This window comes from Planococcus soli (assembly GCF_016881065.1).
Lineage (GTDB): Bacteria > Bacillota > Bacilli > Bacillales_A > Planococcaceae > Planococcus > Planococcus soli.
In genome coordinates, this window is sequence record NZ_WXYN01000051.1 from 560633 (window position 1) to 586321 (window position 25689).

Annotated in this window: 28 protein-coding genes; 25 read left to right on the forward strand and 3 right to left on the reverse strand. The window is 45.6% G+C overall.

Annotated features, from left to right (window positions below; all coding sequences use genetic code 11):
* Positions 1 to 3: 3 nt before the first annotated feature.
* The 4 genes from GJB59_RS17495 (at position 4) to recA (ending at position 4016) form a co-directional block, all read left to right on the forward strand.
* Entirely contained in the window at positions 4 to 873 is an 870-nt protein-coding gene (locus GJB59_RS17495; protein WP_142826529.1) for a helix-turn-helix domain-containing protein, read from the forward strand.
* Positions 874 to 922: 49 nt separating this feature from the next.
* Positions 923 to 1501: a CDP-diacylglycerol--glycerol-3-phosphate 3-phosphatidyltransferase gene (gene pgsA / locus GJB59_RS17500; RefSeq protein WP_142826528.1), complete on the forward strand. Its 579-nt coding sequence runs from the start codon at positions 923 to 925 to the stop codon at positions 1499 to 1501.
* A 24-nt stretch (positions 1502 to 1525) separates the two neighbouring features.
* On the forward strand, positions 1526 to 2779 hold the full coding sequence (locus GJB59_RS17505) for a competence/damage-inducible protein A (RefSeq protein ID WP_142826527.1): 1254 nt from the start codon (positions 1526 to 1528) through the stop codon (positions 2777 to 2779).
* A 175-nt stretch (positions 2780 to 2954) separates the two neighbouring features.
* Complete coding sequence (gene recA / locus GJB59_RS17510; protein ID WP_142826526.1) at positions 2955 to 4016, forward strand: recombinase RecA; 1062 nt, start codon at positions 2955 to 2957, stop codon at positions 4014 to 4016.
* 228 nt (positions 4017 to 4244) lie between these two features.
* Here the strand turns inward: recA and GJB59_RS17515 are convergent, their stop codons facing one another.
* On the reverse strand, positions 4245 to 4460 hold the full coding sequence (locus GJB59_RS17515) for a hypothetical protein (protein ID WP_142826525.1): 216 nt from the start codon (positions 4458 to 4460) through the stop codon (positions 4245 to 4247).
* A 121-nt stretch (positions 4461 to 4581) separates the two neighbouring features.
* Between GJB59_RS17515 and rny the strand changes: the two genes are divergently transcribed.
* The 10 genes from rny to GJB59_RS17565 all read left to right on the forward strand — a co-directional run bounded on the left by rny (position 4582) and on the right by GJB59_RS17565 (position 15211).
* Entirely contained in the window at positions 4582 to 6141 is a 1560-nt protein-coding gene (rny, locus tag GJB59_RS17520; protein WP_142826524.1) for a ribonuclease Y, read from the forward strand.
* Between the two features lie 65 nt (positions 6142 to 6206).
* Entirely contained in the window at positions 6207 to 7004 is a 798-nt protein-coding gene (locus GJB59_RS17525) for a TIGR00282 family metallophosphoesterase (RefSeq protein WP_142826673.1), read from the forward strand.
* Positions 7005 to 7168: 164 nt separating this feature from the next.
* Positions 7169 to 7381 (forward strand): hypothetical protein, encoded by a 213-nt coding sequence (locus tag GJB59_RS17530; protein WP_142826523.1) that lies wholly within the window; start codon positions 7169 to 7171, stop codon positions 7379 to 7381.
* Positions 7382 to 7383: 2 nt separating this feature from the next.
* A complete protein-coding gene (locus GJB59_RS17535) occupies positions 7384 to 7809 on the forward strand; it encodes a YlbF/YmcA family competence regulator (protein WP_142826522.1) in 426 nt (141 codons plus the stop codon).
* A gap of 283 nt (positions 7810 to 8092) precedes the next feature.
* Positions 8093 to 10618 carry a DNA mismatch repair protein MutS gene (gene mutS, locus GJB59_RS17540; protein ID WP_236015728.1) on the forward strand — a complete coding sequence of 842 codons (2526 nt, stop codon included), beginning with the start codon at positions 8093 to 8095 and terminating at the stop codon, positions 10616 to 10618.
* A 4-nt stretch (positions 10619 to 10622) separates the two neighbouring features.
* The gene (gene mutL / locus GJB59_RS17545) at positions 10623 to 12428 is read left to right on the forward strand and encodes a DNA mismatch repair endonuclease MutL (RefSeq protein WP_142826520.1); all 1806 of its coding nucleotides are present in this window, start codon (positions 10623 to 10625) and stop codon (positions 12426 to 12428) included.
* A gap of 78 nt (positions 12429 to 12506) precedes the next feature.
* Positions 12507 to 13427, forward strand: a complete 921-nt coding sequence (locus tag GJB59_RS17550) for an alpha/beta hydrolase (RefSeq protein ID WP_142826519.1) — start codon at positions 12507 to 12509, stop codon at positions 13425 to 13427.
* Positions 13420 to 14379, forward strand: coding sequence for a tRNA (adenosine(37)-N6)-dimethylallyltransferase MiaA (gene miaA, locus GJB59_RS17555; protein WP_142826518.1), 960 nt, complete (start codon positions 13420 to 13422; stop codon positions 14377 to 14379). The genes GJB59_RS17550 and miaA overlap by 8 nt, the downstream gene beginning before the upstream one ends.
* Positions 14380 to 14389: 10 nt before the next feature.
* Positions 14390 to 14614, forward strand: coding sequence for an RNA chaperone Hfq (hfq, locus tag GJB59_RS17560; protein ID WP_142826517.1), 225 nt, complete (start codon positions 14390 to 14392; stop codon positions 14612 to 14614).
* Positions 14615 to 14911: 297 nt separating this feature from the next.
* Positions 14912 to 15211: a rhodanese-like domain-containing protein gene (locus tag GJB59_RS17565; protein WP_142826516.1), complete on the forward strand. Its 300-nt coding sequence runs from the start codon at positions 14912 to 14914 to the stop codon at positions 15209 to 15211.
* A 53-nt stretch (positions 15212 to 15264) separates the two neighbouring features.
* On the opposite strand, the gene GJB59_RS17570 is transcribed toward GJB59_RS17565, so the two are convergent.
* Positions 15265 to 15870, reverse strand: a complete 606-nt coding sequence (locus GJB59_RS17570; protein WP_142826515.1) for a trimeric intracellular cation channel family protein — start codon at positions 15868 to 15870, stop codon at positions 15265 to 15267.
* A gap of 108 nt (positions 15871 to 15978) precedes the next feature.
* Between GJB59_RS17570 and GJB59_RS17575 the strand changes: the two genes are divergently transcribed.
* The 7 genes from GJB59_RS17575 to GJB59_RS17605 all read left to right on the forward strand — a co-directional run bounded on the left by GJB59_RS17575 (position 15979) and on the right by GJB59_RS17605 (position 21304).
* Positions 15979 to 17211 (forward strand): methionine gamma-lyase family protein, encoded by a 1233-nt coding sequence (locus GJB59_RS17575; RefSeq protein WP_142826672.1) that lies wholly within the window; start codon positions 15979 to 15981, stop codon positions 17209 to 17211.
* Between the two features lie 121 nt (positions 17212 to 17332).
* Positions 17333 to 17719 carry a MerR family transcriptional regulator gene (locus GJB59_RS17580; protein ID WP_142826514.1) on the forward strand — a complete coding sequence of 129 codons (387 nt, stop codon included), beginning with the start codon at positions 17333 to 17335 and terminating at the stop codon, positions 17717 to 17719.
* 41 nt (positions 17720 to 17760) lie between these two features.
* Positions 17761 to 19095, forward strand: coding sequence for a type I glutamate--ammonia ligase (gene glnA / locus GJB59_RS17585; RefSeq protein WP_142826513.1), 1335 nt, complete (start codon positions 17761 to 17763; stop codon positions 19093 to 19095).
* 350 nt (positions 19096 to 19445) lie between these two features.
* Positions 19446 to 19634, forward strand: coding sequence for a hypothetical protein (locus tag GJB59_RS17590; RefSeq protein ID WP_142826512.1), 189 nt, complete (start codon positions 19446 to 19448; stop codon positions 19632 to 19634).
* A 147-nt stretch (positions 19635 to 19781) separates the two neighbouring features.
* Entirely contained in the window at positions 19782 to 20213 is a 432-nt protein-coding gene (locus GJB59_RS17595) for a hypothetical protein (protein WP_142826511.1), read from the forward strand.
* A gap of 62 nt (positions 20214 to 20275) precedes the next feature.
* Positions 20276 to 20470 (forward strand): hypothetical protein, encoded by a 195-nt coding sequence (locus tag GJB59_RS17600; protein WP_142826510.1) that lies wholly within the window; start codon positions 20276 to 20278, stop codon positions 20468 to 20470.
* Between the two features lie 99 nt (positions 20471 to 20569).
* The gene (locus tag GJB59_RS17605; RefSeq protein ID WP_142826509.1) at positions 20570 to 21304 is read left to right on the forward strand and encodes a class I SAM-dependent methyltransferase; all 735 of its coding nucleotides are present in this window, start codon (positions 20570 to 20572) and stop codon (positions 21302 to 21304) included.
* A gap of 67 nt (positions 21305 to 21371) precedes the next feature.
* On the opposite strand, the gene lexA is transcribed toward GJB59_RS17605, so the two are convergent.
* A complete protein-coding gene (gene lexA / locus GJB59_RS17610; protein WP_142826508.1) occupies positions 21372 to 21992 on the reverse strand; it encodes a transcriptional repressor LexA in 621 nt (206 codons plus the stop codon).
* 165 nt (positions 21993 to 22157) lie between these two features.
* Here lexA and yneA point away from each other — a divergent pair, with 165 nt between their 5' ends.
* From yneA to tkt, 4 genes are all read left to right on the forward strand, one after another.
* Positions 22158 to 22475, forward strand: a complete 318-nt coding sequence (gene yneA, locus GJB59_RS17615; protein WP_142826507.1) for a cell division suppressor protein YneA — start codon at positions 22158 to 22160, stop codon at positions 22473 to 22475.
* Positions 22472 to 23125 carry a YneB family resolvase-like protein gene (locus tag GJB59_RS17620; RefSeq protein ID WP_142826506.1) on the forward strand — a complete coding sequence of 218 codons (654 nt, stop codon included), beginning with the start codon at positions 22472 to 22474 and terminating at the stop codon, positions 23123 to 23125. Before yneA ends, GJB59_RS17620 begins: the two co-directional genes overlap by 4 nt.
* Positions 23126 to 23183: 58 nt before the next feature.
* Positions 23184 to 23417 (forward strand): DUF896 domain-containing protein, encoded by a 234-nt coding sequence (locus GJB59_RS17625; protein ID WP_142826671.1) that lies wholly within the window; start codon positions 23184 to 23186, stop codon positions 23415 to 23417.
* Between the two features lie 87 nt (positions 23418 to 23504).
* Positions 23505 to 25508, forward strand: a complete 2004-nt coding sequence (tkt, locus tag GJB59_RS17630) for a transketolase (RefSeq protein WP_142826505.1) — start codon at positions 23505 to 23507, stop codon at positions 25506 to 25508.
* Positions 25509 to 25689 lie beyond the last annotated feature (181 nt).

The window sequence follows — 25689 nt, forward strand, 5'->3', positions numbered from 1 at the left end:
GTTTTGAGTGAGTTGGGTACTCGGCTGAAACAGGCCAGAATCGCCAAAGGATATAGTTTGGAAGATTTACAGGACTTGACTAAAATACAGAAGCGTTATTTGGCTGGTATAGAAGATGGCAATCACAGCATGATGCCGGGTGCATTTTATGTGCGGGCTTTTATCAAGCAATACGCGGCAGCAGTTGGGCTGAATGGTGAAGAGCTGCTTGAACAGCATAAATTGGAAATGCCGGATAAGGAACCAGCTGCCAGGCCCCAAATGCCGAGTTCTCTTACTTCGCGGAGCAGTTCAGTGTCAAGAACTGCTCCGAGCGCCGCCTATGCGGAATTTATGCCCAAATTTTTGGTTGCGCTGTTTATCGTTCTGATTCTTGCAGTAGTTTGGTATTTCTACAGTGCCTCGACCAATAGCGGCTCATCAAATCTGCCGGTGGATGAAGATGGAGGAATTTCTTACGAGGAACCCGCCCCTGCTGCACCTGAGGAAACGGAAGAGCAAACTGCCGAGGAACCGGTCGAGGAGCCTGCAGCAGAACCCGCAGAGCCTGAGGCCGTGCTCGCTGTCGAAGAAACCCAAGGTGAGACCACGACTTACTCCTGGCAGGGACCGGCTGATCGTCAGCTCGAAATCGCTGCGGATGGTCCATCCTGGATTACAGCTACTGATCAGAACCAAACTGAACTGACTTCTGGAGCACGTGTAATGCAAGCAGAGGAAACGGAAACACTCGATTTATCAGAGGTCGATTTTGTTCGCTTGCGCATTGGCGACTATTCAAATATTGCACTAACTTTAAATGGTCAACCGATTGAGTATGAACAGCAACTTCAACCCCAAAATATCGTTATTCAATTTACAGACGCCGAATAGCCATCTTTGGATGGCTATTTTTCATGAAAGTTCGAAAGGAGAAACAGCAATGAATATACCAAATCAGATTACCATTTCGAGGATTTTACTGATTCCAGTATTTATGGTGATCATGCTAGCCGGTTTTGATTGGGGTACAATGACTCTTTTTGGAGCATCTATGCCTGTCACTCATTTTGTCGGAGGACTTATTTTTATCTTTGCATCATTAACCGATTGGGTGGACGGCTTTTATGCCCGGAAATATAATCTGGTCACGACTTTCGGGAAGTTTTTAGATCCTTTAGCCGACAAGCTTCTTGTATCAGCGGCTTTAATCATTTTAGTGGAACTGGGATTTGCCGCTTCTTGGATCGTCATTATCATCATCAGCCGTGAGTTTGCGGTCACTGGACTGCGCCTTGTGCTTGCGGGCGAAGGTGAAGTGGTTGCCGCCGGCGGTTTAGGGAAAATCAAAACAACTGCACAAATTTTGGCAATTTCTGCATTGTTGCTGCATAATACAATTTTCACGTTGGTTGGCTTGCCGTTCGCTGAAATCATGCTTTATATTGCACTGATTTTCACAGTCTGGTCAGGATGGGATTACTTTTATGCCAACCGCCGAGCGTTGATGGCTTCAAAATAAGCTTGTAAAAAGGGGATTAGACAGATGAACGCAGAGATTATTGCGGTAGGTTCAGAATTATTACTAGGTCAGATCACCAATACGAATGCCCGTTTTCTGTCCAATCACTTAGCGGAACTTGGCATTAATGTTTATTACCACACGGTTGTTGGAGACAATGCCGACCGTCTGGAAGATGCCATAAAAATCGCAGAAAATCGTGCAGACTTGATCCTGTTCACAGGAGGGCTGGGCCCGACCAAAGATGACTTGACGAAAGAGTCGATTGCCCGGCACTTGGGGACTACATTAGGGATGAATGAGGAAGCATTGGATTCCATTGTGGCGTATTTTGAGCGTGCTGGCCGCCCTATGACAGAGAATAACAAAAAGCAGGCATTGGTGTTAAAAGACAGCGATGTTCTCGTCAACCATAACGGGATGGCGCCGGGCATGATGTACAAAAAAGATGGCCGTGTTTACATACTCTTGCCTGGTCCGCCAAAAGAGATGGAGCCGATGTTCCAATTTGAAGCTAAGCCGAAGCTGGCGCATTTATTGAACAAAGAAGATGTCATCCTGTCACACGTCCTGCGTTTTTACGGTATCGGCGAGGCTGAGCTGGAAGACCGTCTCCATCACATCCTGGACAAACAGTCGAACCCGACAATTGCGCCTCTGGCTGCTGACGGCGAAGTGACTTTGCGCATTACGGCTAAAACCAATACGACTGAAGAAGCCTGGGAATTGATCAATGGCACAAAAGAAGAAATTTTGGATTTAGTAGGCGAATACCTGTATGGCTATGATAATGATTCACTGGCTTCCAAATCAATTGAGCTGTTAAAAGAGCAAAGCAAAACCATTTCAGCTGCTGAAAGCCTGACTGCGGGCCTTTTTCAATCCGAATTGGCTTCTGTCGCTGGAGCAAGTGCGGTTCTGGCGGGTGGTGTTATCACTTATAATGAGGAGATGAAAGTTCACCAGCTTGGGCTGTCTGCTGAATTGCTTGCCGAATACGGAGTCGTCAGCGAACAGACAGCATTGGCAATGGCTGAAGCTGTGCGAGACAAGTTTAAAACCGATATCAGTGTTTCGCTGACGGGTGCAGCGGGTCCGGATGCCCACGGCGATCAGCCTGCTGGCACTGTCTGGATTGGCATCGCTACAGAGCAAGGATCCGAATCTTACCGGCTCCAGCTTTCCGGCATGCGCAACACCAATCGTTTGCGCGCTGTAAAACTTGCACTGCATTATGTGATCCGAACGTTAACTGAAGAAGATGCACGCAAAATTTAATTTTGCGTGTTTTTTTCTGTCCAAAAATGGGGAATGGATTATATAGGGCTTCTAAATGTGAAGTTTTAAAAAACAAAAGCGAATAAACGTTCGCTTTTTTCTTGTGTATTTCTCAATAAGCTAGTATACTAGAAACAGGTAGAAAATTAGTTTTTCATTTAGAGGAGGATTTCTTTTGAGCGATCGTAAAGCAGCATTAGACATGGCGTTAAAACAAATAGAAAAGCAATTTGGTAAAGGTTCTGTAATGAAATTGGGAGAAAAAACAGACCGCAATATCTCATCTGTTTCCAGTGGTTCTTTGGCATTGGATACAGCATTAGGAATAGGCGGATATCCTCGCGGGCGTGTAATCGAAGTATACGGCCCGGAAAGTTCCGGTAAGACAACCGTTTCTCTTCATGCCATTGCAGAGGTTCAGGCTATTGGCGGAACAGCCGCATTTATCGATGCCGAGCATGCATTGGATCCGGTTTATGCAAAAAACCTTGGCGTTAATATTGATGAATTGCTGCTGTCTCAGCCGGATACAGGCGAACAGGCATTGGAAATTGCTGAAGCGCTTGTCCGAAGCGGAGCAGTGGATATCGTAGTAGTCGACTCAGTTGCAGCGCTAGTACCAAAAGCTGAAATTGAAGGAGAGATGGGCGACTCCCATATGGGATTGCAGGCACGTTTAATGTCCCAGGCTCTACGGAAATTATCAGGAATTATCAACAAGTCCAACACGATTGTTATTTTCATTAACCAAATCCGTGAAAAAATCGGTGTTATGTTCGGTAACCCTGAGACGACTCCTGGCGGCCGTGCATTGAAATTCTATTCATCTGTCCGTCTCGAAGTACGTCGTGCAGAAGCATTGAAATCCGGTACTGAGATTATCGGTAACAGAACGAAAATCAAAGTAGTTAAAAACAAAGTAGCTCCACCGTTCCGTACTGCCGAAGTTGATATCATGTACGGAAAAGGGATTTCCCGTGAAGGTGAGATCGTCGATATCGGCTCTGAACTGGAAATCATCCAAAAGAGCGGTTCTTGGTATTCATACAACGACGAACGCATTGGCCAAGGCCGTGAGAATGTTAAGCAATTCCTGTTGAAGAATCCGGAAGTCCGCAATGAAATCTCTAATAAAATCCGTGAGTCTTACGGAATGGCAGCTGCATCTTATACAATTGCCGGCAGCAAGGATGAGCCTGAAGACTTTAACTTATTGCTTGACGAAGATGACGAATAAGATCGTTCCGATAATCTGGAAAAGCCGCCAAGCTTAAAGCTTAGCGGCTTTTCTTCTACGCAGAAAACAAAAGAGCTGGAAATGGTTAAGCAAACATACTCTATCTATCGAAAATAGCATGTTCGCTTCGCCAAAGTGCCTTGTGCCCGTCGATTCTACACGGCTGCTTCCGCTTTTCGTCGTGTTCAGCTGCAGCGATCAGGCCCTCGGGGTCATAAGTCCCTCTGGCTATACGGCTGAAGCGATGCCGTACAGCCAAAGTGCCTTATGCCTGTCGGACCTGGACGATCGCTTCCGCTTTTCCTGATGTCCAGCTGCAGCGGCCAACTCCTCGGGATCTAAGCCACTCTGGCTGTGCGGCTGAAGAAATGCCGCTTCGCCAGATCGTCTTATACCTGTCGGAGCTGAACGGCCGCTTCCGCTTTTCGTGGGTTGACACGACATAAGTCCATCTATACAATTAAAATTGTATAATTTACTAATTATTAAACAGTTGAAACGAAAAATTTTTATTTATTCATCTTTTTTAACTGAAAAAAATTCAATAGCAAGAGGAGGTGTCCGAATGGGTATTAATGAGTTCATCTTCGCTTTGCTTGGTATCATCGTCGGTGTAGTTGTTGGTTATTTTGCATTGAAAAAAGCAAACGATTCCAATATTGCAGGCGCTAAAAATTCTGCGGAGCAAATTGTCGAAGATGCAAAACGAGAAGCTGAAGCGCTGAAAAAAGAAGCCTTATTGGAAGCGAAAGACGAAAATCATAAATTGCGTACTGAATCAGAATCTGAAATTCGGGAACGCCGATCTGAACTACAAAGACAAGAAAATCGGTTGTTGCAGAGAGAAGAAAATTTAGATCGCAAGGATGATGCATTAAACAAAAGAGAAGCGAGTCTGGAACGCAAAGACGAAGCACTCGCAGAAAAACAACAGCATATTGAACAGATGGAGAGCAAAGCTGAAGATTTAGTCCGCCAGCAACAGTCCGAAATGGAACGCATTTCATCTTTGACACGCGAAGAAGCGAAATCGATCATCTTGCAAGATGTTGAAAAAGAACTTTCAACTGACATCTCTGTCATGATGAAAGAATCGGAAGCCCGCGCCAAAGAAGAATCGGACAAAAAAGCGAAGAACATTTTATCACTGGCGATGCAGCGCTTTGCTGCTGACCATGTAGCAGAAACGACCGTATCAGTGGTCAATCTGCCAAACGACGAAATGAAAGGCCGTATCATCGGGCGTGAAGGACGCAATATCCGAACGCTTGAAACCTTAACAGGAATCGATTTGATTATCGATGATACGCCGGAAGCGGTTATTCTGTCAGGATTCGATCCAATCCGCCGTGAAACAGCTCGATTGGCGCTTGAAAAACTGGTATCAGATGGCCGTATCCATCCTGCACGCATCGAAGAAATGGTCGAGAAGTCAAGACGCGAAGTGGATGAACAAATTCGTGAAATTGGTGAACAAACCACATTTGACGTAGGTGTACATAACCTGCACCCTGACTTGATCAAAATTCTTGGACGCCTCCGCTACCGCACAAGCTACGGACAAAATGTACTGAAGCATTCTGTGGAAGTTGCATTCCTGTCCGGTTTGATGGCAGCAGAGCTTGGAGAAGATGTGACACTAGCCCGACGTGCCGGCCTTCTGCATGACATCGGCAAAGCGATTGATCATGAAGTAGAAGGAAGCCATGTTGAAATCGGCGTGGAACTCGGAACCAAATACAAAGAACATCCGGTTGTCATTAACAGTATCGCCTCCCACCATGGTGACACAGAAGCGACTTCGATCATTTCGGTCATTGTTGCTGCTGCAGATGCATTGTCTGCCGCTCGCCCGGGTGCAAGAAGTGAAACACTGGAAAATTACATCCGCCGCTTAGAAAAACTTGAAGAAATTTCCGAATCGTATGAAGGCGTTGAGAAATCATTCGCTATTCAAGCGGGACGCGAAATTCGCATAATGGTTCGTCCTGAACAAATCGATGATATGACGGCGCATCGTCTGGCCCGCGATATCCGGAAACGGATTGAAGAGGAACTGGATTATCCAGGTCACATCAAAGTCACGGTTATCAGAGAAACCAGAGCAGTTGAATACGCAAAATAATAAGGGTGAGGCTTCGATGAATGTCTATTCAAAGAAGCCTTTTTCTTATGGAAAAAGGTGAGCTTGTGAAAATTTTATTTATCGGAGATATTGTAGGATCAATCGGAAGAGATGCATTGGAATCGTATTTACCAAGATTGAAAAGAAAGTATTCGCCGGATGTCATTATCGCCAATGGTGAAAATGCAGCAGCAGGACGCGGCATCACCAAAGCTATTTACCAGGATCTTTTATTCATGGGAGTGGACATGGTGACAATGGGCAACCATACGTGGGATCAGAAAGAGATTTTTGATTTTATTGATGAAGTGGATTATTTGATCCGTCCTGCCAACTTTTCAGACGAAGCGCCAGGACGCGGCATGGCGACTGTGACAAAAAATGGGCAGACCTTGTCTGTCATCAATTTGCACGGCCGTGTATTCCTGCCGCCGCACGGGGACCCGTTCGAAAAAGCGGATGAGCTTGTAGCGGAAGCCAAAGCGATTTCACCATTGGTGTTTGTGGATTTTCATGCAGAAGCTACCAGTGAAAAAATTGCCATGGGCTGGCATTTGGATGGCCGGGCTTCAGTTGTGGTCGGAACCCATACACATGTTCAAACAGCCGATGCACGCATTTTGCCAAATGGTACAGCCTACATCTCGGACGTGGGCATGACAGGACCTTATGATGAAATTCTGGGAATGACCAAAGAATCTGTGTTGTACCGGTTCAAGACCAATATGCCAACTCGTTTTGAAGTGCCAAAGCGCGGTCGTTCCGTAGTCAGTGGCTTCTTCACCGAAGTGGATGACCAAACGGGCAAAGCAACTGCTTTTGAACGGGTTTACATCAATGAAGATTACCCATTTCAAGGTTAAAAGGGAAGCTTTTTGACGAAACTCCGACAATTTGGGCAGACGTCTTGTAGAACATGTCCGGTTTTCAGTATAATAAAGTATCGTTTAAAAGGTTTTTATAAACGAACTTCAGAAAAAATGATATGCTGCTCAACTGATTTAACATCAGCCAGGTACAAACATACGTGGACGGATTGAATAATGTGCTGGTGCAAGGCGGGAATCTTGTCGACGAGATCCATTTACCTGTACAATCAGAATCGATGGCAACACAAAACCGATCCAAGCATCTATTCACATGTACGCTCTATGGGGCAGTTAAAATTACGGAAACTAAAAAATGGTCGCTGAACGATGAATTTACAAAAGTCGTATCAGGCCAAGAAATGGGTGTCTAGAAATGACGTATACAAAACAGGAAATCGTCGCAAAAGCGCGCGAAGTAGCAGATATGATCGCAGCAACAGAAGAAGTGGATTTCTTTAAGCGTGCAGAAGCACAAATTAATGAAAACCAGCAAATTCGTGAAAAAATTGCCAGCTTGAAGAGCCTGCAAAAGCAAGCTGTTAACTTCCAGGCATATGGCAAAGAACGGGCATTGACTTTGATTGAAGGCAAAATCGCTAAAATCGAAGAAGAAATCGATGCTGTGCCAATCGTTCAGGAGTTCAAGCAATCCCAGAGCGACGTCAATTCGTTGTTGCAGATGGTGTCAACCGCCATTGCCAACCAAGTAACAAACAACATCATCACGGAAACAGGCGGCGATTTGCTGCGCGGCGAAACCGGATCAAAAGTCCGCAATGACAAACCGGGAAGCTGTTAAAATAAAAGCGGAAGCGGCCGTTCAACTCCGACAGGCATAAGACAGACCAGCAGGGTGGCGCTTTTTGCCACGCAGCTGGGTTGGCTTATGACCCGAGGAGTTGGCCGCTGGAGCTGGATAAAAGAAAAGTGGAAGCAATCATCTAGGGAAGGTAACCTAAGACCACCCCATGCTTCCTTAAAGCATCAAACTGAAAGAGCCAAAGCTCTTTCAGTTTTTTCTTTTCCGCATTGATTTTTGGTATAATGGAGAAACGACGAATCGATTTGAAAGAGGTTTTATAATGGCACCGACACCGATGATGCAACAATATTTTCAAGTGAAGTCCGAATACCTGGACGCATTTTTATTTTTCCGGATGGGCGATTTTTATGAATTGTTTTATGACGATGCCATCAACGCATCGCAAATTTTGGAAATCACGCTGACGAGCCGCGGCGGAACCGGCGACGACCGGATTCCGATGTGCGGCGTACCACACCATGCGGCGAAAAACTATATTGATCAATTGATCCTGAAAGGCCATAAAGTGGCCATCTGTGAACAAGTGGAAGATCCGAAAACGGCCAAAGGAGTCGTCAAGCGCGAAGTGGTGCGCCTCGTTACTCCGGGCACGCATACGGAAGGAAAAAGCGTCGATTCCAAATCAAATGTGTTTTTAGCGGCGGCCGATGAGCTGTCAGATGGATTTGGATTGTCTTATATTGACATCAGCACAGGTGAAGCAACCGCGACATACATAATGGGGACGGAAAAGGCACTGCTTCAGGAACTGCAATCGTTGAATATCCGTGAGCTGGTGGTTTCGGAACAATTGTTTGTCTTGCTGAACGAAGAAGAACAGAACTTGGTGTTGTCCATTGAAACCATGGAAACAGCATTCCCGGTGCCGCCTGCGCAAGTAGCAGAGTGCCCGGAAGACTTGCAAATGAGCTGCCAGCGTTTATTGACCTATATTTCGCGTACGCAAAAACAGTCTCTCGACCATATCCAAGCCTTTACGTATAAAGAAAACAATCAGCTGTTAAGCATCGATTTTCATTCAAAACGCAATTTGGAATTGCTGCAGTCGATTCGCGGTGCTGAAACAAAAGGGACGCTGCTGTGGCTGTTGGACGAAACCGTAACGGCAATGGGCAGCCGGAAACTAAAGCAATGGCTGCATCAACCTTTGGCGAACAAGCGCATGATCGAAGAACGCCAACAAATGGTAGCGGCTTTGATCGATCAGTATTTCGTGCGTGTGGAGCTTCAGGGGCTGTTGAAAGAAGTCTATGACTTGGAACGCCTGTCCGGACGCATCGCCTTTGGCAGTGCCAGTGGACGCGATTTAGCACAGCTTCGGAGTTCGCTGGAGAAAGTGCCGAAGCTTATTGAAGAACTGGCCAATTCCGGCAACCCGGCATTGCAGGAATTCAGCGGAAAACTGGACCGCTGCATCGAGGTCTGTGAATTGCTGCAGGCCATCAGCGAAAATCCGCCCTTGTCTTCAAAAGAAGGCGGCGTCATCCGTGACGGATTCCATAAACAGTTGGATGAATACCGGGATGCTTCACGCAACGGCAAAGATTGGATTGCGGAACTCGAACAAAAAGAACGCAAATTGACCGGCGTCAAAACCTTGAAAATCGGCTATAACCGTATTTTTGGCTATTATATTGAAATGTCTAAAGCCAATATGCATTTGGCGGATTTGGAGCGATATGACCGGAAGCAGACTTTGGCCAATGCCGAACGCTACACGACACCGGAACTCAAGGAAAAAGAAGCGTTGATCTTGACAGCTGAAGAAGAAAGCTTGTCACTTGAATACAATCTGTTTGTGGCCATCAGAGATGAAGTCAAGCAGTATATTTCGCGTATTCAGCGACTGGCTTCCTCGCTCAGCGGACTGGATGTCTTTTTAAGTTTCGCCAACGTGGCGGAAAAATATCGTTTTGTGAAACCCGAGTTTAACGATCTAAATGAAATAACGATTAAAGAAGGACGCCATCCGGTCGTTGAAAAAATGCTTAACAAGCAGCATTACGTACCGAACGATTGTGTTCTGGCGGAAGGCCAAAACATGCTGCTGATAACGGGACCGAACATGTCTGGTAAAAGTACGTATATGCGCCAAGTGGCGTTGACGATTGTGCTGGCACAGATCGGCAGTTATGTCCCAGCAGAATCGGCGAATTTGCCGATTGTCGATCAGATTTTCACGCGCATCGGAGCAGCCGATGACCTGGTGTCAGGACAAAGTACGTTTATGGTGGAAATGCTCGAGTCGCAGTATGCCATCACCCACGCAACCAAAAACAGCTTGTTGCTGTTTGATGAAATTGGCCGCGGTACTTCGACCTATGACGGCATGGCGCTGGCTCAGTCGATGATTGAGTACATCCACCGGGAAATTGGCGCAAATACGCTGTTTTCAACCCATTATCATGAGTTGACAGCGTTGGAAAAATCGCTCGACAATCTTCACAATGTCCACGTAGCGGCAATGGAACAATCGGGCAAAGTGGTCTTTTTGCACAAAGTGAAAAAAGGCCCAGCCGATAAAAGCTACGGGATTCATGTGGCCGAACTGGCGAATTTGCCGGAGCCGATCCTGGCGCGTGCCCGTGAATTGCTGAAAACCTTTGAAGAGGATAAAAAGCAGCAGCCGAAAACGATTGAACAGTTATCTTTTTTTGATGAAACAGACACTGAAAGAGATGAAATCCTGCAGGCCATCACAGATGTTGAAGTGTTTGCGATGACGCCTCTTCAAGCGCTGCAGATGCTTAGCGACCTGCAGCAAAAGCTGACCAATAAGGAGTGAGACCATGGGCATCATACGATTGATGGACGAACCTCTATCCAATAAAATAGCCGCTGGTGAAGTGGTGGAACGCCCGACGTCAGTCGTCAAGGAATTGGTGGAAAACGCTATTGATGCCGGGAGCACGGCCGTTGAAGTGCAGCTGATCGAAGCTGGACTGACATCGATTCAGATTATCGACAATGGTGCCGGCATGGATGCCGATGATGCCTTGCTGTCCTTTTCCCGCCACGCCACCAGTAAAATTGCCCACGAACATGACCTGTTCCGGATCCGGACGCTCGGGTTCCGCGGGGAAGCGCTGGCAAGTATCGCTTCGGTGTCCAAAGTGACCTTGCATACATCGGACGGTTCAAGCGGGACTTTTGTCCAGATGGAAGGCGGACGCCTGACTGAGCATCGCGCCGGATCTCTTAGAAAAGGCACGGATATCAAAATCGATCAACTGTTTTTTAACACGCCCGCACGGCTGAAATACATGAAGACGCTGCAGACGGAGCTTGGCCATACGATCGATTTGCTCAACCGCTTTGCGCTGAGTTATCCAGGCGTTGCCTTCAAGCTGTCGCACGATGGCAGAACTATTTTGCAAACCTCCGGCAGCGGAGAAATCAAACGTGTGCTGGCTGATATATATGGAGTGGCGATTGCCAAGAAAATGATTCCTTTCGAAGGACAGTCGCACGATTACAAGGTATCAGGCTATGCGTCGCTTCCTGAAATCACCCGTGCCAATAAAAACTACATTTCCTTGTTCGTCAATGGCCGTTGGGTCAAGCATTACGCCATCGCCAATACGGTACACAAGGCTTACCATACTTTTTTGCCGCTCGAGCGGCAGCCGATTGTTGTATTGAACATTGAAGGCGATCCTTATTTGACAGATGTCAATGTCCATCCGTCCAAGCAGCAGATCCGCCTGAGCAAAGAAAAAGAATTGATGGAACTGATTTACGAGACTATCCGCCGAACCATCAGTACAGTGGTCCGTGCACCCATCATCGACAAGCCGAAGCCGGTCAAACAAGCGCCGACCAAGCAATTGGATCTATGGAAGAGCTCGTTCACGGTGCAGGAACCCAAACAGCCATTGCCGAATCATGCAGCAGAAGACTGGCACGAATTGCCGGTAGAGAAAGCGATCGCACCGGTTCAGCCAGATCCTCTGCCGATGGATGAGGAAGTGCCGGAAGCAGAGCTGCCTGAAAAGGATGACAGTCCGCAATTTCCCGAACTGGAAGTGGTAGGCCAGATTCACGGAACATATATAGTGGCACAAAGCAACGACGGCTTTTACCTGGTCGATCAGCACGCAGCGCAAGAGCGCATCAAATACGAATATTTCCGTGAAAAAGTGGGCGACATCGACAGCAATGAACGGCAGTCGTTGCTGTTGCCATTGACTTTCCATTACAGCCGTGACGAAGCGCTAAGGCTGAAAGATAATCTGAATGTCCTGTCTGACAGCGGTGTGTTTCTTGAAGAATTCGGGGATACTTCATTTATTGTCCGTGAATATCCCACTTGGTTTCCAAAAGGATTCGAACAGGAAGTCATTGAGGATTTGATCGAGCAAGTGTTGACCGAACGCAAAGTGGATGTCAAAAAACTGCGTGAAGATGCAGCTATCATGATGAGCTGCAAACGGTCCATCAAAGCCAATCATTTCCTGCAGAAGCACGATATGGAAAGGCTGTTGGCTGATTTGAAAAATGCGGAGCAACCTTTCACATGTCCGCACGGACGTCCTGTCATCATCCATTTTAAAACCTATGATGTTGAAAAGATGTTTAAGCGCGTAATGAATTAAACTTTAGAGGGCTTAGTCCAAAGAGTTTTGGGTATTAGTATAGAATAGGTGAAACGACTCAGTAGGAGGGTGTAGAGAATGCAGGTAAGCAAAGACTATATACGCGTCTCTGATGGGCACGAACTCTTTTATGTCTGCTACGAACCGCCAAGCCCGATTGGACATGTTCATATCATTCATGGAATGGCGGAGCACGTTGGCAGATATGCGGAATTCGCCGAGTATTTGGCCAACCGTGGATTTGTTGTTTCAGCCCACGATCAGCGAGGACACGGGGAAACGGCAGAACGCAATGGAGTACAGGGTTATTTTGCAGATACTGACGGTTTTGAACGGATCGTGGAAGATGCCCACACCATTATTACCGAAGTGCAGCACGCGACCGGCAATCTGCCGCTGATCCTGTTCGGTCATAGCATGGGCTCATTTGTCACCCGCCGCTACATGCAACTGCACAGTGAAGATATCAGCCGTGTGGTGTTGTCCGGCACTGGCGGTGATCCCGGTACTGCCGGTAAACTTGGTTTGGCCGTTGCAATTGCCTCGGCGAAAACACGGGGCAAGCAGGAGCCGAGCAAAACCTTGGGGAAAATGACTTTCGGCAGTTTTAATAAGCCTTTCGAAAAAGAAGGCTCCCCTTACGCTTGGCTGAGCCGGGACATGGAAGCGGTCGCGAAATACGAAGCCGATCCATGGTGCGGTTTTGAATCGACAAATCAGTTCTACATCGATCTGTTTTCCGGACTAGCGGTTATCAACAAGCCAGCGGAAATTGCCAAAATCCGCAAAGACTTGCCGGTCCTGCTGATTAGCGGCTCTATGGATCCTGTTGGCAGCAACGGAAAAGGGGTATTCAGTTCTGCCAAGCAGTTTGTTGATGCTGGAATGGATAACGTCAAAGTTTATCTTGTTGAGCAAGGACGGCACGAATTGCTGAATGAAATCGATCGCCATGCTCACTTCGGGCTGATCGGCGATTGGATGTGCGGCAATGATTGACGTAGTAGCCATTGTCGGCCCGACTGCCTCCGGCAAAACGGCGCTGAGCATTGAACTCGCCAAAAGACTGGATGGCGAAATCATCAATGGTGATTCCATGCAAATATACCGGGACATGACAATCGGGACAGCAAAGATTTTGCCGGAAGAAATGGCTGGCATTCCGCATCATCTATTGGATATCAAAGAGCCGGATGAGAGCTTTTCAGTAGCTGAATACCAAAAGCTGGTAAGGGGGAAAATTGATGACATCCGTTCGCGCGGCAAGCTTCCGATCATCGTTGGCGGATCTGGGCTATATGTCCAGGCCGTGCTGTTTGATTACCGTTTCTCGGAGGAGCCGGTTGACCAAAGCTTGCGCGACAGCTTGCATAAAGAGCTGGAAGAATTCGGTCCTGAGCGGATGCACCAAAAATTGATGGGGTTGGATCCCAAGTCGGATATCCATCCTAACAACACACGGCGGGTTGTACGGGCAGTTGAAATTCTGATGAGCAGCAACCAAAAAAAGGGCGACCGTGAGCTTGCGTTGTCGCCGATGTATAATGAAGCGATTATCGGATTGGATATTCCAAGGGATATTCTGTATGAACGGATTAATCAGCGTGTAGATGTGATGATTGAACGTGGTCTGATAGACGAGGTCCAGTCCTTGCGGAATAGGGGCATCCGGGAAGTTCAATCAATCCAGGCAATAGGATATAAAGAGATTTACGCATATCTCGACGGGCAGGGAAACTTCGAGGAAGCCGTTGTAAAACTTAAACAGAACTCACGAAAATACGCCAAAAGACAGTTTACCTATTTTAAGAACAAGCTGCCGATCCTTTGGATAGACGCACTTTCGGATCCTGAAAAGAATATCAACGAAATAACCGCTTTCATGCAGGAAACTGACAGGAACTGTCGAATTGATAAACTGACGGCAAATCAAACAAAAGCAGAGAAATAGGGGGATTTACATGAAACCGATCAATATTCAGGACGTCTATTTAAATCAGCTTCGTAAAAATAATATTTACGTTACGGTTTTTTTACTTAATGGCTTCCAATTAAAAGGAACCATTAAATCCTATGATAATTTTACGGTGCTGGTGGAAACGGAAGGCAAGCAGCAATTGATTTACAAGCATGCCATCTCGACATTTTCTCCGTCAAAACCTGTAGCGATTGAGCACGAAGAGTAAAGAGGTTCCGGGCTGCATTTGCAGTCCGGTTTTTTTGTGGAACCGGAGGAATTATAGTGTGTCCTAATGCCTGTCTAATCTGAGCGGGTGCTTCCGCTTTTCGGTGTCCAGCTCCAGCGCCCAGTCCCTCGAGTCGCTTCAGCCTTTCCGGAAATGGCTGAATAACGCCATTACCGGCAAGGCTTCCAGCGCTTGTCGGGACAAACACGGGCGCTTCCGCTTTTCTATAGTTGACAGTTAGCTTTTGGGAGTATAGCATCTTCAGGTGAATACGATTTAAATTCAGGAGGCGTACTTATGAAAACCATTACAGCAGATGAATTGCAACAACGAGTAGAAGCTGGAGAAGAGCTGAACATTATCGACGTTCGCGAAGCGGACGAAGTCGCTGCAGGAATGATCCCTGGAGCAAAGCATATTCCGCTTGGTGAAGTGGAAGAACGCATCGGGGAACTGGATGCTGGAAAAGAGTATCATATGGTCTGCCGTGCTGGCCGCCGCAGCGAAATGGCTTCAGGTATTTTAGAATCCAATGATTTCAAGACAGTTAACGTTGAAGGCGGCATGACTGCCTGGAACGGCGAAACAATCGCATAAGCAAAAAACAGACGGCCTGGATTTCTTCCAGGGCGTCTGTTTTTTTAAAAAATCTATGATATTTGGATTTTGCGGGCTGGCAACCTCCATTTGAATGTGTAGGACAAAATCCGCAAGATTGTGATCAAAACAAACAAGGAATAAAGCATAAGATCTGAACCTGCCAAGCCAAAACTGATGAACAGTCCGGCCAGTGCTGCCCACACGGCATAAATTTCGGATTTTAAAACAAGCGGCTTTCGTCCAGCCAGCAGATCACGGATTATACCTCCGCCTGATCCTGTTAATACCGCTGCCACAACAACTGCATAAAATGGTAATTCCAACTCCACAGCGAAGATGGCGCCTTGCACAGCAAAAGCTGATAAACCGATAGCATCAAAAAAATAGCCCCAGCGATTCCAATGGCCAAGCAATTTATGTGGAAACAAGAATACGACTGTAATGGAGATGAGGGCAAGTTGGAACATGAATTCCTGTTCCCACAATGCCGAAACGGGTACACCAATCAATAAGTTTCGGATGGCGCCGCCTCCAAAAGCGGTGACAGCCCCGAGAAGATAAACGCCAAAAATATCGTATTCTTCTTCCATGGCGATAATTGCGCCGGACACTGCAAACGCAATGGTACCGATGGCGCTTAAGACTTCCCAAGCCATAGGCCTATTCCTCCTTAACGTACAACTCTATGAATTGTATCAGAATTTGACGCTATTTCAAGTCATGCCGCATAATAAGGTGAGAAGTCCAAAAGAATGGAGAATTACATGTTTACACTGATTAAAACAATAGAAGAAACGATTCAAGCTCAGCTGCAGCAGGCAGATGAAATTGCCTACGTAAACCAAAAAAAAGTATTGGATGCTTTTCAACAACAGCGGGTCAGCGACCACCATTTTAATCCGTCGACAGGCTATGGTTATGACGACGAAGGGCGGGATACACTGGAACGTGTGTATGCCGATGTTTTTAAAGCAGAAGCGGCGCTCGTCCGGCCGCAGATTATCTCCGGTACCCATGCCATTACCATCTCGCTTTTTGGCGTACTGCGCCCAGGGGACGAATTGCTGTACCTTACGGGCAAGCCTTATGACACGTTGGATTCCATTGTCTTTGGAGGAGAAAAGGACACGGGGTCATTAAAGGATTTCGGCATCAGCTATCAGCACGTAGCACTGGCTGCTGACAATAAAATCGATTGGCCAGCAGCTGAAAGTGCAATCGGCAGCAGGACAAAAGTGGTTGCCATTCAGCGCTCGAGAGGCTACGACACGCGACCGTCCTTTACTATAGAAGAAATAGGGGAAATGGTTGAAAAAGTTCGCCGCCTGAAACCGGACGCCATCATTTTTGTGGATAATTGCTACGGCGAGTTTGTGGAAGAACAAGAGCCGGTTGAAGTAGGGGCAGACCTGATTGCGGGTTCTCTTATCAAAAATCCCGGCGGCGGCATGGCAAAAATCGGCGGTTATATAGCCGGCAAAAAAGATTTAATCGAAAAATGCGGTTACCGCATGACTTCACCGGGTATAGGAGGAGAAGCAGGAGCTTCGCTAAATGCGTTGCCCGATATGTATCAAGGTTTTTTCATGGCTCCACACATCGTTTCGCAAGCATTAAAAGGGGCGATCTTCACTTCAGCGCTGCTGGAAGACGCAGGAATGGAGACCACGCCTCATTGGAGCGACAAGCGAACAGACTTGATTCAGTCGGTGTCGTTTCAAACTGCTGAACAGATGATAGCATTTTGCCAAACGATACAGGCAAGCTCGCCTGTAAATGCACAATTCAAGCCGGAACCCGCATACATGCCAGGCTATGAGGACGATGTTATCATGGCTGCTGGAACATTTGTGCAAGGGTCTAGCATTGAATTGACAGCTGATGGTCCGATTCGTCCACCTTATACAGCATTTGTCCAAGGTGGGCTGACATACGAACATGTAAAAATTGCTGTATTGAATTCAGTCGATGCCCTTAAAAAACTAAAATTAATCTAATCTTTATCCCGTATAAATCATACGGGATATTTTTGTGTTAGAAAACATAACATTGATTTGACAAATAACCTGACATGATATATGCTATAAGAGTAGTAATTATTTGAAATGGGTGAAACTTATGACGAACCGGGTGCGACGCACAATGCCGCTTCTTCCCATCAGCATTGTAATGCAGCTGACGGAATTGACTGCAAGACAAATTCGTTACTATGAAGAGCATGGATTGGTCAGCCCTGCCCGAACAGAAGGCAATAAACGTATGTTTTCGCTGAATGACGTCGATACCCTGCTCGAAATCAAGGATTACTTGGATCAAGGGCTGAATATGGCCGGCATTAAGAAAATATACGATTTACGAGAAACACCTGCAAATGAAAAAGCAGAGCCGAAAAATCTAAGCGATGCAGAACTTCGCAGGCTGCTTCATGAAGAGTTGAAACACCAGGCGCGTCCATTTGAAAAGGGCGGCTTCAGACAAAGTGATTTATCCCGTTTTTTTAATTGAAATGGGCTTACATACAACTATAATAGGAGAGTGAAGAGAACATGGGCAAGTATTCAAAAGAAGACATTCAACGATTAGTAAAAGAAGAGGACGTAAACTTCATCCGTCTACAATTTACAGATATTCTTGGGGTCATTAAAAACGTTGAAATACCGACATCCCAATTGGACAAAGCACTCGATAACAAAATGATGTTTGATGGATCTTCTATCGATGGGTTTGTACGCATCGAAGAATCTGATATGTATTTATTCCCGGACCTTGACACATGGGTAGTATTCCCGTGGATCACAGGCAAAGGAAAAGTAGCTCGCTTAATCTGTGACATCTACAGCCCGGATGGTACGCCATTTGCTGGAGATCCACGTACGAACTTGAAGCGTGTATTGAAGGAAATGGAAGAGCTTGGCTTTACGCATTTCAACCTTGGACCTGAGCCTGAATTCTTCTTGTTCAAATTGGATGATAGAGGCGAACCTTCTCTAGAATTGAATGACCACGGCGGCTATTTTGACTTGGCACCGATGGACCTTGGCGAAAACTGCCGACGCGACATCGTACTTGAGTTGGAGGAAATGGGCTTTGAAATCGAAGCTTCCCACCACGAAGTAGCACCAGGGCAACACGAGATCGACTTTAAATACGCTGATGCGATCAAAGCATGTGACGATATCCAAACCTTTAAATTGGTTGTTAAAACGATTGCCCGCAAACACGGCCTTCACGCAACATTCATGCCGAAGCCATTATTCGGTGTAAACGGTTCAGGAATGCACATGAACGTATCGTTGTTTGATGGAGACCGCAATACATTCCTTGACGAAGACGGCGAATTGAAGTTGAGCGAAACTGCTTACCAATTCATTGCTGGCATCATCGAACATGCTAAAGGCTTTACCGCTGTAACAAACCCGCTTGTCAACTCGTATAAGCGTTTGGTTCCAGGCTACGAAGCACCTTGTTACATCGCTTGGTCTGGCCAAAACCGCAGCCCGTTGATCCGTATTCCGGCATCACGCGGCTTGTCTACACGCGTAGAAGTACGCTCAGTTGACCCAGCAGCTAACCCATACTTAGCAATGGCTGTTCTTTTAGGAGCAGGTCTTGACGGAATCAGAAGAAAATTGACTCCGCCAAATGCGGTTGACCGCAACATCTATGCGATGAACAAAAGAGAGCGCGAAGCAGTCGGCATTGAAGACCTGCCAGGTACTTTGTATTTAGCTCTTGAGGAATTGCAGAAAGATGAAGTGATGACAAAAGCGTTAGGCGAACATATTTTGAACAACTTCGTCGAAGCGAAAGAAATTGAGTGGGACATGTTCCGCACATCTGTACACCCGTGGGAACGCGAGCAATACTTGAAAATGTATTAATAGTTAAACTGGAACCGCTGAAGCTTTTGAGCTTCGGCGGTTTTTTTCTGTGTTCTGCACGCTCAAACATATTCAAGGCATATTTCAAGAAGTTTTTGATTGCAAGAAGATAGTAGATCAGAACCCAACCAATGCTAATAAAAGCCTATGGAAAACATCAAGAACCTGCATCTTCAGCAATAGCTTCTATTATCAAGTTGATAAAAATCAGTAAAGTTCATTAAAAATTTCATTGCTTAAATTGTTTACAAGAGAAACTTTCAGGTTATAATTAAGTGCAGCCTATATGTTTAATAACTCATACTGAATTTTCCTTTTAGCGAAGGAAGATTTTGTGGGAGGGGATTAAATTGAGGAAAATACAAGGACTTCCAAGTCTGATCGAGTATTTGGAGTCAGTAGATTATCCGCTGGCTGCAGAGCAGATTACAGATTTAATGTCGAAAAGAAAGATTCCGCACCGCAAAGCATTCCAGGATACTGTGATTTTTAACTTAGAACACATAGACTGGTGGATTGCTGAGCAGCGGAAACGATGATGAGTTAATGAATGTGCTGAACTAAAAAGAAAATCTCGCGCCCGTTCTGCAAAGAACCGGGAACGGGGTTTTTCTTTTTTTTTGGTAACTTTATACACTTTTGTCCGTCTACTGTTATAATAATCTAAAAACGAAGGGGGTTCGGCTATGCGCTTTTTAATGACAATCCTTATCTTCCTCATCTTTTTTTCATTTGCGGGAATTGGCGCTTATGTGGTAGGCCCGGATTTCTCAGCGGATCGTTTGGTTGCAGAAGCGACGGAAGAGTTGCGGAATACTGGCCAGATGGACAAAATAGTTGAGTATGTAGAAAGCGACCCGCAGATGCTGGAGTACATAGAAGAAGCTCAAGTTGCGGAACAGGACAGCGAATCTTTGCCATTTGAGACAAGCGGCGATGCAGCGGGTACCGTGATAAAAAAGGTGGGCATAACCGACTTGGCTAAAATGAAATCGGGAATTGAGGATGGCACGATGTCCGCTGAACAAGTGATTCAGGAACTGGAAGAAGATTTAAATGAAGAAGAAATGCTGGCGCTGAAAGTGCTCATGTATAAAGAACTATACAAACAGCAATAAAACATAGAATATGGTAGACTGATTCACGGAGACAAAGTAAATAGTTCAAAGGGGGCCATCGCATGAAATCATTTCAAGTAGAATTTAATTTTGATCATGGAAATACAATTGTTCATAATGTTGAGGCTGTGGACAAAGAGTCGGCATTGGGTAAAATTCCTTCCAATGGAACTTATGAAATTTCTGATGTGGAGACAGGCCATATTTATCGCATTACAATCAATTTAGTTAAATATATAAAAGTCAGCGAATTGTAGAAGAATCTTTCTCGATAAGCTGCACAGGGGTGCTGCTTATGCGGCGCCTTTTTTTGAGCGCATATTTACAAGCGACTAATCGGACAGTGGAGGGATTACATGAAATTCAAAGGTTCAAGTGTATATGAAGAGAAAGATTTTTTAGCCAACTACCTGCAAAGAAGGAATCGAACGGATAGCCCGAACAACAGCATTGAAAAGCCGATGATATACGAACTGCTTGGAGCCTTCGAAAACAAACAGATACTCGATTTAGGCTGTGGGGACGCACAGTTTGGAAAAGAACTTCTGCATGCGGGTGCACGCCGCTATCATGGAGTCGAAGGGTCTAAAGGGATGGAGAAGCTGGCAGCTCAAAATCTGGAGGGTCTGGATGCATGTTTAACTTTAGCAACAATGGAATCATTCGATTATCCGAAAGAAAGTTACGACATTGTTGCTTCGCGCTTGGCAATCCATTATTTGCCCACTGTTGAAGAGGTGTTCCAAAATATCCATCGAACTTTAAAACCTCTAGGAAAGTTTGTCTTCAGTGTCCAGCATCCGCTGACGACATCTACTTTCGAAAGTAAAAAATCAGGCGGGAAAAGAAGCAACTGGATTGTAGATGATTATTTTATGGAAGGAGAGCGCGAAGAACCGTGGATCGATAAATTAGTGGTTAAGCACCATCGGACCATAGAAAGCTATTTTACAGCGTTAACCAAAGCAGGCTTCCTAGTTACGGGACTACAGGAAGGCATGCCAAAACGGCAGCACTTTGAAGATGAAACGGAGTATGCGAGAAGAAAGCGGATACCCATCATTTTGGCTTTTGGCTGCATCAAACAATGAGCAGTAGTCTTTGTTTACATAATAATAATATAAATAAAAAACACCGGAGAATTTTCTCCGGTGTTTTTTAGTGGATCTGGCGGTAAACGCCAACAACTTTTCCAAGTATGGACACTTGGTCGACAATGATAGGATCCATCGATGAGTTCTCAGGCTGCAGGCGGAAATAACTTTCTTCACGGAAGAAACGTTTGACTGTCGCTTCATCCTCAGCAGTCATTGCAACAACGATGTCGCCGTTATTGGCAGTTTGCTGCTGTTTGACAATGACGTAATCGCCGTTAAGAATACCGGCCTCGATCATACTTTCACCCATAATTTCAAGCATAAAGATGTGGTCATCTTCTGTGCCGTAGCTCTGGGGAAGCGGGAAAAACTCTTCCACATTTTCAATGGCTGTAATAGGAATGCCGGCTGTGACTTTACCGATTAACGGCACATGCAAAACTGGGCTTTTATCAATAAGCGCTTCATCAGTGCTGATTACTTCAATTGCTCTTGGTTTTGTTGGATCACGCCGGATCAGGCCTTTGCTTTCAAGGCGTGCCAAGTGGCCGTGTACGGTCGAACTGGATGCCAGGCCGACTGCTTCACCAATTTCACGAACGGACGGTGGATAGCCTTTTAGGCGAACTTCTTCTTTTATGAATGTCAGAATATCTTCTTGTCGCTTGGATACTTTTTTCAACAGTTTCACCTCATTTGAGTAATTCTACTTGATTTCTACCAATAGTATACCAACTCGGGCTGTGAAATGCAAACATAGGTTCGAATTTAATTCTTGACAAAAACACCTGTTCGCATTATTATGAGAACATACATTCCGAACATATATTCTCAGGAGGCGATCAGAATGACAATCATCCGACAAAATTCTTACTTAATCGTATTTTTTGCTTTAATTGTGGTATTTACTTTTTATGCGATCCTGTCCCATAATACGAACAGTGCACAAATGAGCCAAGTTGAAATAGAAGAAGGCGATACACTTTGGACTTTAGCTGAATCGTTCAGCGGCACGACTCCCCATCATGAGTGGATAGAGGATATCATGAAGGAAAACAATCTTTCAACTCCTAAAATTATAGCAGGGCAATCTCTTAAGATACCCAGCGACCAATTAAAATTTGCTCCTGATGAGACCATTAAATTTGCAGGTGATGCTGAATGAAAAAAAATGCATTAATTTATTGCCGTGTCAGCACGACCAAAGATACTCAGGAATCTTCGCTTGAGAGACAGGAAGAGGAACTGATGAAGTTCGCGTTTGAACAATCCTACAAAGTGGATGGCGTTTTTGCCGATCAGCATAGCGGCTACGAAATGGACCGTGAAGGGCTGCTGGAGATGTTGAACTCAATCAAAACCGAGCAGGTCGATGCAGTGTTCATTCAAGATGAGACGCGTTTAGGCAGAGGGCATGCCCGCATCGCACTACTGCATGTGATGAAAAAATACGGTGTGGAAGTTTATACCCTATCTGACCGGGGACCCATTGCATTAAATGATATGGATGATATGGTCCTTGAAATTTTGGCGGTCGTAGAAGAATACCAGCGCAAAATACATAATGCCAAAATTAAACGGGGCATGAAACGCGCTGTGGAAAACGGCTATCAACCGGAAAAAAATTTAAAAGGCAAAGGCAATCCGGATGGCCGGGAACGCTTGGATTTGCCCATTGACCAAATTGTCAGTTTGAAGACCAATGGCCTGACTTTCAGCGAAATCGCTGTTACCCTGCAGGGATTTGGCTATCAGGCGAGCAAAGCTACCGTCCATCGCCGGTATAAGGAATATGAAAAGCTAATGAAAGACTAAAACATTGCAGAAACCCAACTTTTTTTGTACCATATGAAAAGAAGAAAGGTGGATGTCTATGTTATCGCCAGATAAATTAAGCCGAATAAACCAGTTGTCACGCAAGTCGAAAACTGCTGGTTTATCAAAAGAAGAAGCGAAAGAGCAATCCCTTTTGCGCCAGGAATACTTGCAGACTTTCCGCAAAACCATGCGCGGCACAATTGAAAACGTAAAAGTGATTGACCCGAACGGAAACGATGTAACTCCGGATAAGGTCAAAAATATTCGAGAGAATAAGTATTTGAATTAAATACTTATTCTCTTTTTCATTGTATTCTTTTCTATTGTTGACTAAACTAGAAAGGGATTCTATTTTTGTTTGAGAGAGGATGTTACTATGTCAACCCACGCAGATCAACTTGCAGTGACTACAATTCGTACACTTTCCATCGATGCTATTGAAAAAGCAAATTCTGGCCATCCAGGATTGCCAATGGGCGCAGCTCCAATGGCGTATACATTGTGGACTAAACACATGAACCACAACCCGAAAAACCCGGATTGGTTTAACCGCGACCGTTTTGTGTTGTCGGCAGGACATGGTTCCATGCTTCTATACAGCCTGCTTCACTTGAGCGGCTATGGTTTGGAAATGGATGAAATCAAAAATTTCCGCCAATGGGATTCGAAAACGCCAGGCCATCCGGAATACGGCCACACTACAGGCGTAGAAGCAACAACAGGACCACTTGGCCAAGGAATTGGCATGGCAGTCGGCATGGCAATGGCTGAGCGCCATTTAGCGGCTACATATAATAAAGAAGGCATGAACGTCGTTGATCACCATACTTTTTCATTATGCGGAGATGGTGATTTGATGGAAGGCGTTGCCGGGGAAGCCATTTCTCTTGCTGGCCACTTGAAATTAAATAAATTGGTTGTATTATATGACAGCAACGACATTTCATTAGATGGGCCACTAGGCAAAAGTTTCTCTGAAAATGTTCAAAAGCGTTTTGAATCATACGGCTGGAACTACTTGCGCGTCGATGACGGCAACGAGTTGGATGATTTGTCTGAAAAAATTGCGCAAGCCAAAAGTTCATCGGATAAGCCAACGTTGATCGAAGTAAAAACGGTCATCGGCTACGGTGCTCCAAACAAATCCGGTAAAGCAGATGCGCACGGCGCACCGCTTGGTGAAGATGAAATGAAACTGGTTAAAGAATATTACGAGTGGACTTTCGATAAGGATTTCCATGTACCTGATGAAGTATACGCAACGTTCGAGCAAGCAACAGAAGAACTTGGCGCAAAAGCTGAATCCCAGTGGAACGAATTATATGAACAGTATAAATCGGCACATCCAGAGCTGGCTGAACAATTGCAAAAGGCAATTCGCGGCGATCTTCCAGAAAACTTTGATGCAGAATTCCCGACATATGAGTTTGGCAAAAAACAAGCAACTCGTTCGTCTTCTGGAGACATGATCAATGCCATCGCGAAAACGGTTCCTTCATTCTTCGGCGGCAGTGCTGACCTTGCAGGATCCAACAAAACAAACATCAAAGGCGCTGGCGATTTTGATGCGGAACATCCTGAAGGACGCAATATCTGGTTCGGTGTCCGTGAATTTGCAATGGGCGCTGCCTTGAACGGTATGGCTTTGCATGGCGGTTTGCATGTGTTTGGCGGAACGTTCTTCGTCTTCAGTGACTATGTGCGTCCGGCGATTCGTCTGGCTGCATTAATGGGTCTTCCAGTAACTTATGTCTTCACACATGACAGTGTAGCGGTCGGGGAAGATGGTCCAACGCATGAACCGGTTGAACATTTGGCTTCTCTTCGTGCAATGCCGAACTTAAGCGTTGTTCGTCCTGCTGATGCCAACGAAACGAAAGCAGCGTGGCGTTTGGCGTTGACAGCTAAAACAACACCTACTTTATTGGTGCTTTCACGTCAGGATCTGCCGATTTTAGAAAACAGTGCAGAACTTGCTGAAGCTGGTGTGGAAAAAGGCGCTTATGTCGTATCACCTGCTGAAAATCCGCAGGCGCTATTGCTGGCAACCGGATCTGAAGTAAGCCTGGCTGTAGCTGCGCAGAAACAATTGGCTGAAGAAGGAATTTCAGTATCTGTTGTATCTCTGCCGTCTTGGGACCGTTTCGAAAAACAGGATAAGGAATACAAGCAATCCGTTATTCCGAAAACGGTTAAAAAGCGCCTGGCTATCGAAGTCGGTACTTCATTCGGCTGGGATCGTTACACAGGCGACGAAGGCGACATTCTGGCAATCGACCGTTTTGGTGCAAGTGCTCCGGGCGACCGCATTATGGAAGAGTTCGGTTTCACTGCTGATAACGTAGCAAGCAAAGTGAAAAGTTTGATCAACGAAAACTAAGTTGGAGAATGGAGGCAGCTGATGCCTCCATTTTTTTGTTCTTTTGTGATGGAAACATCTGCATGGTTGCTTGATAGAGCTCTAAAAAAGTTTTTCTAAGCGAAGTTTCTGTTAATTATTCTCCTGCTTATGGTCACAAATCTTTTTTTATAGTATAATCCATTGTGGTGCACTACTTATT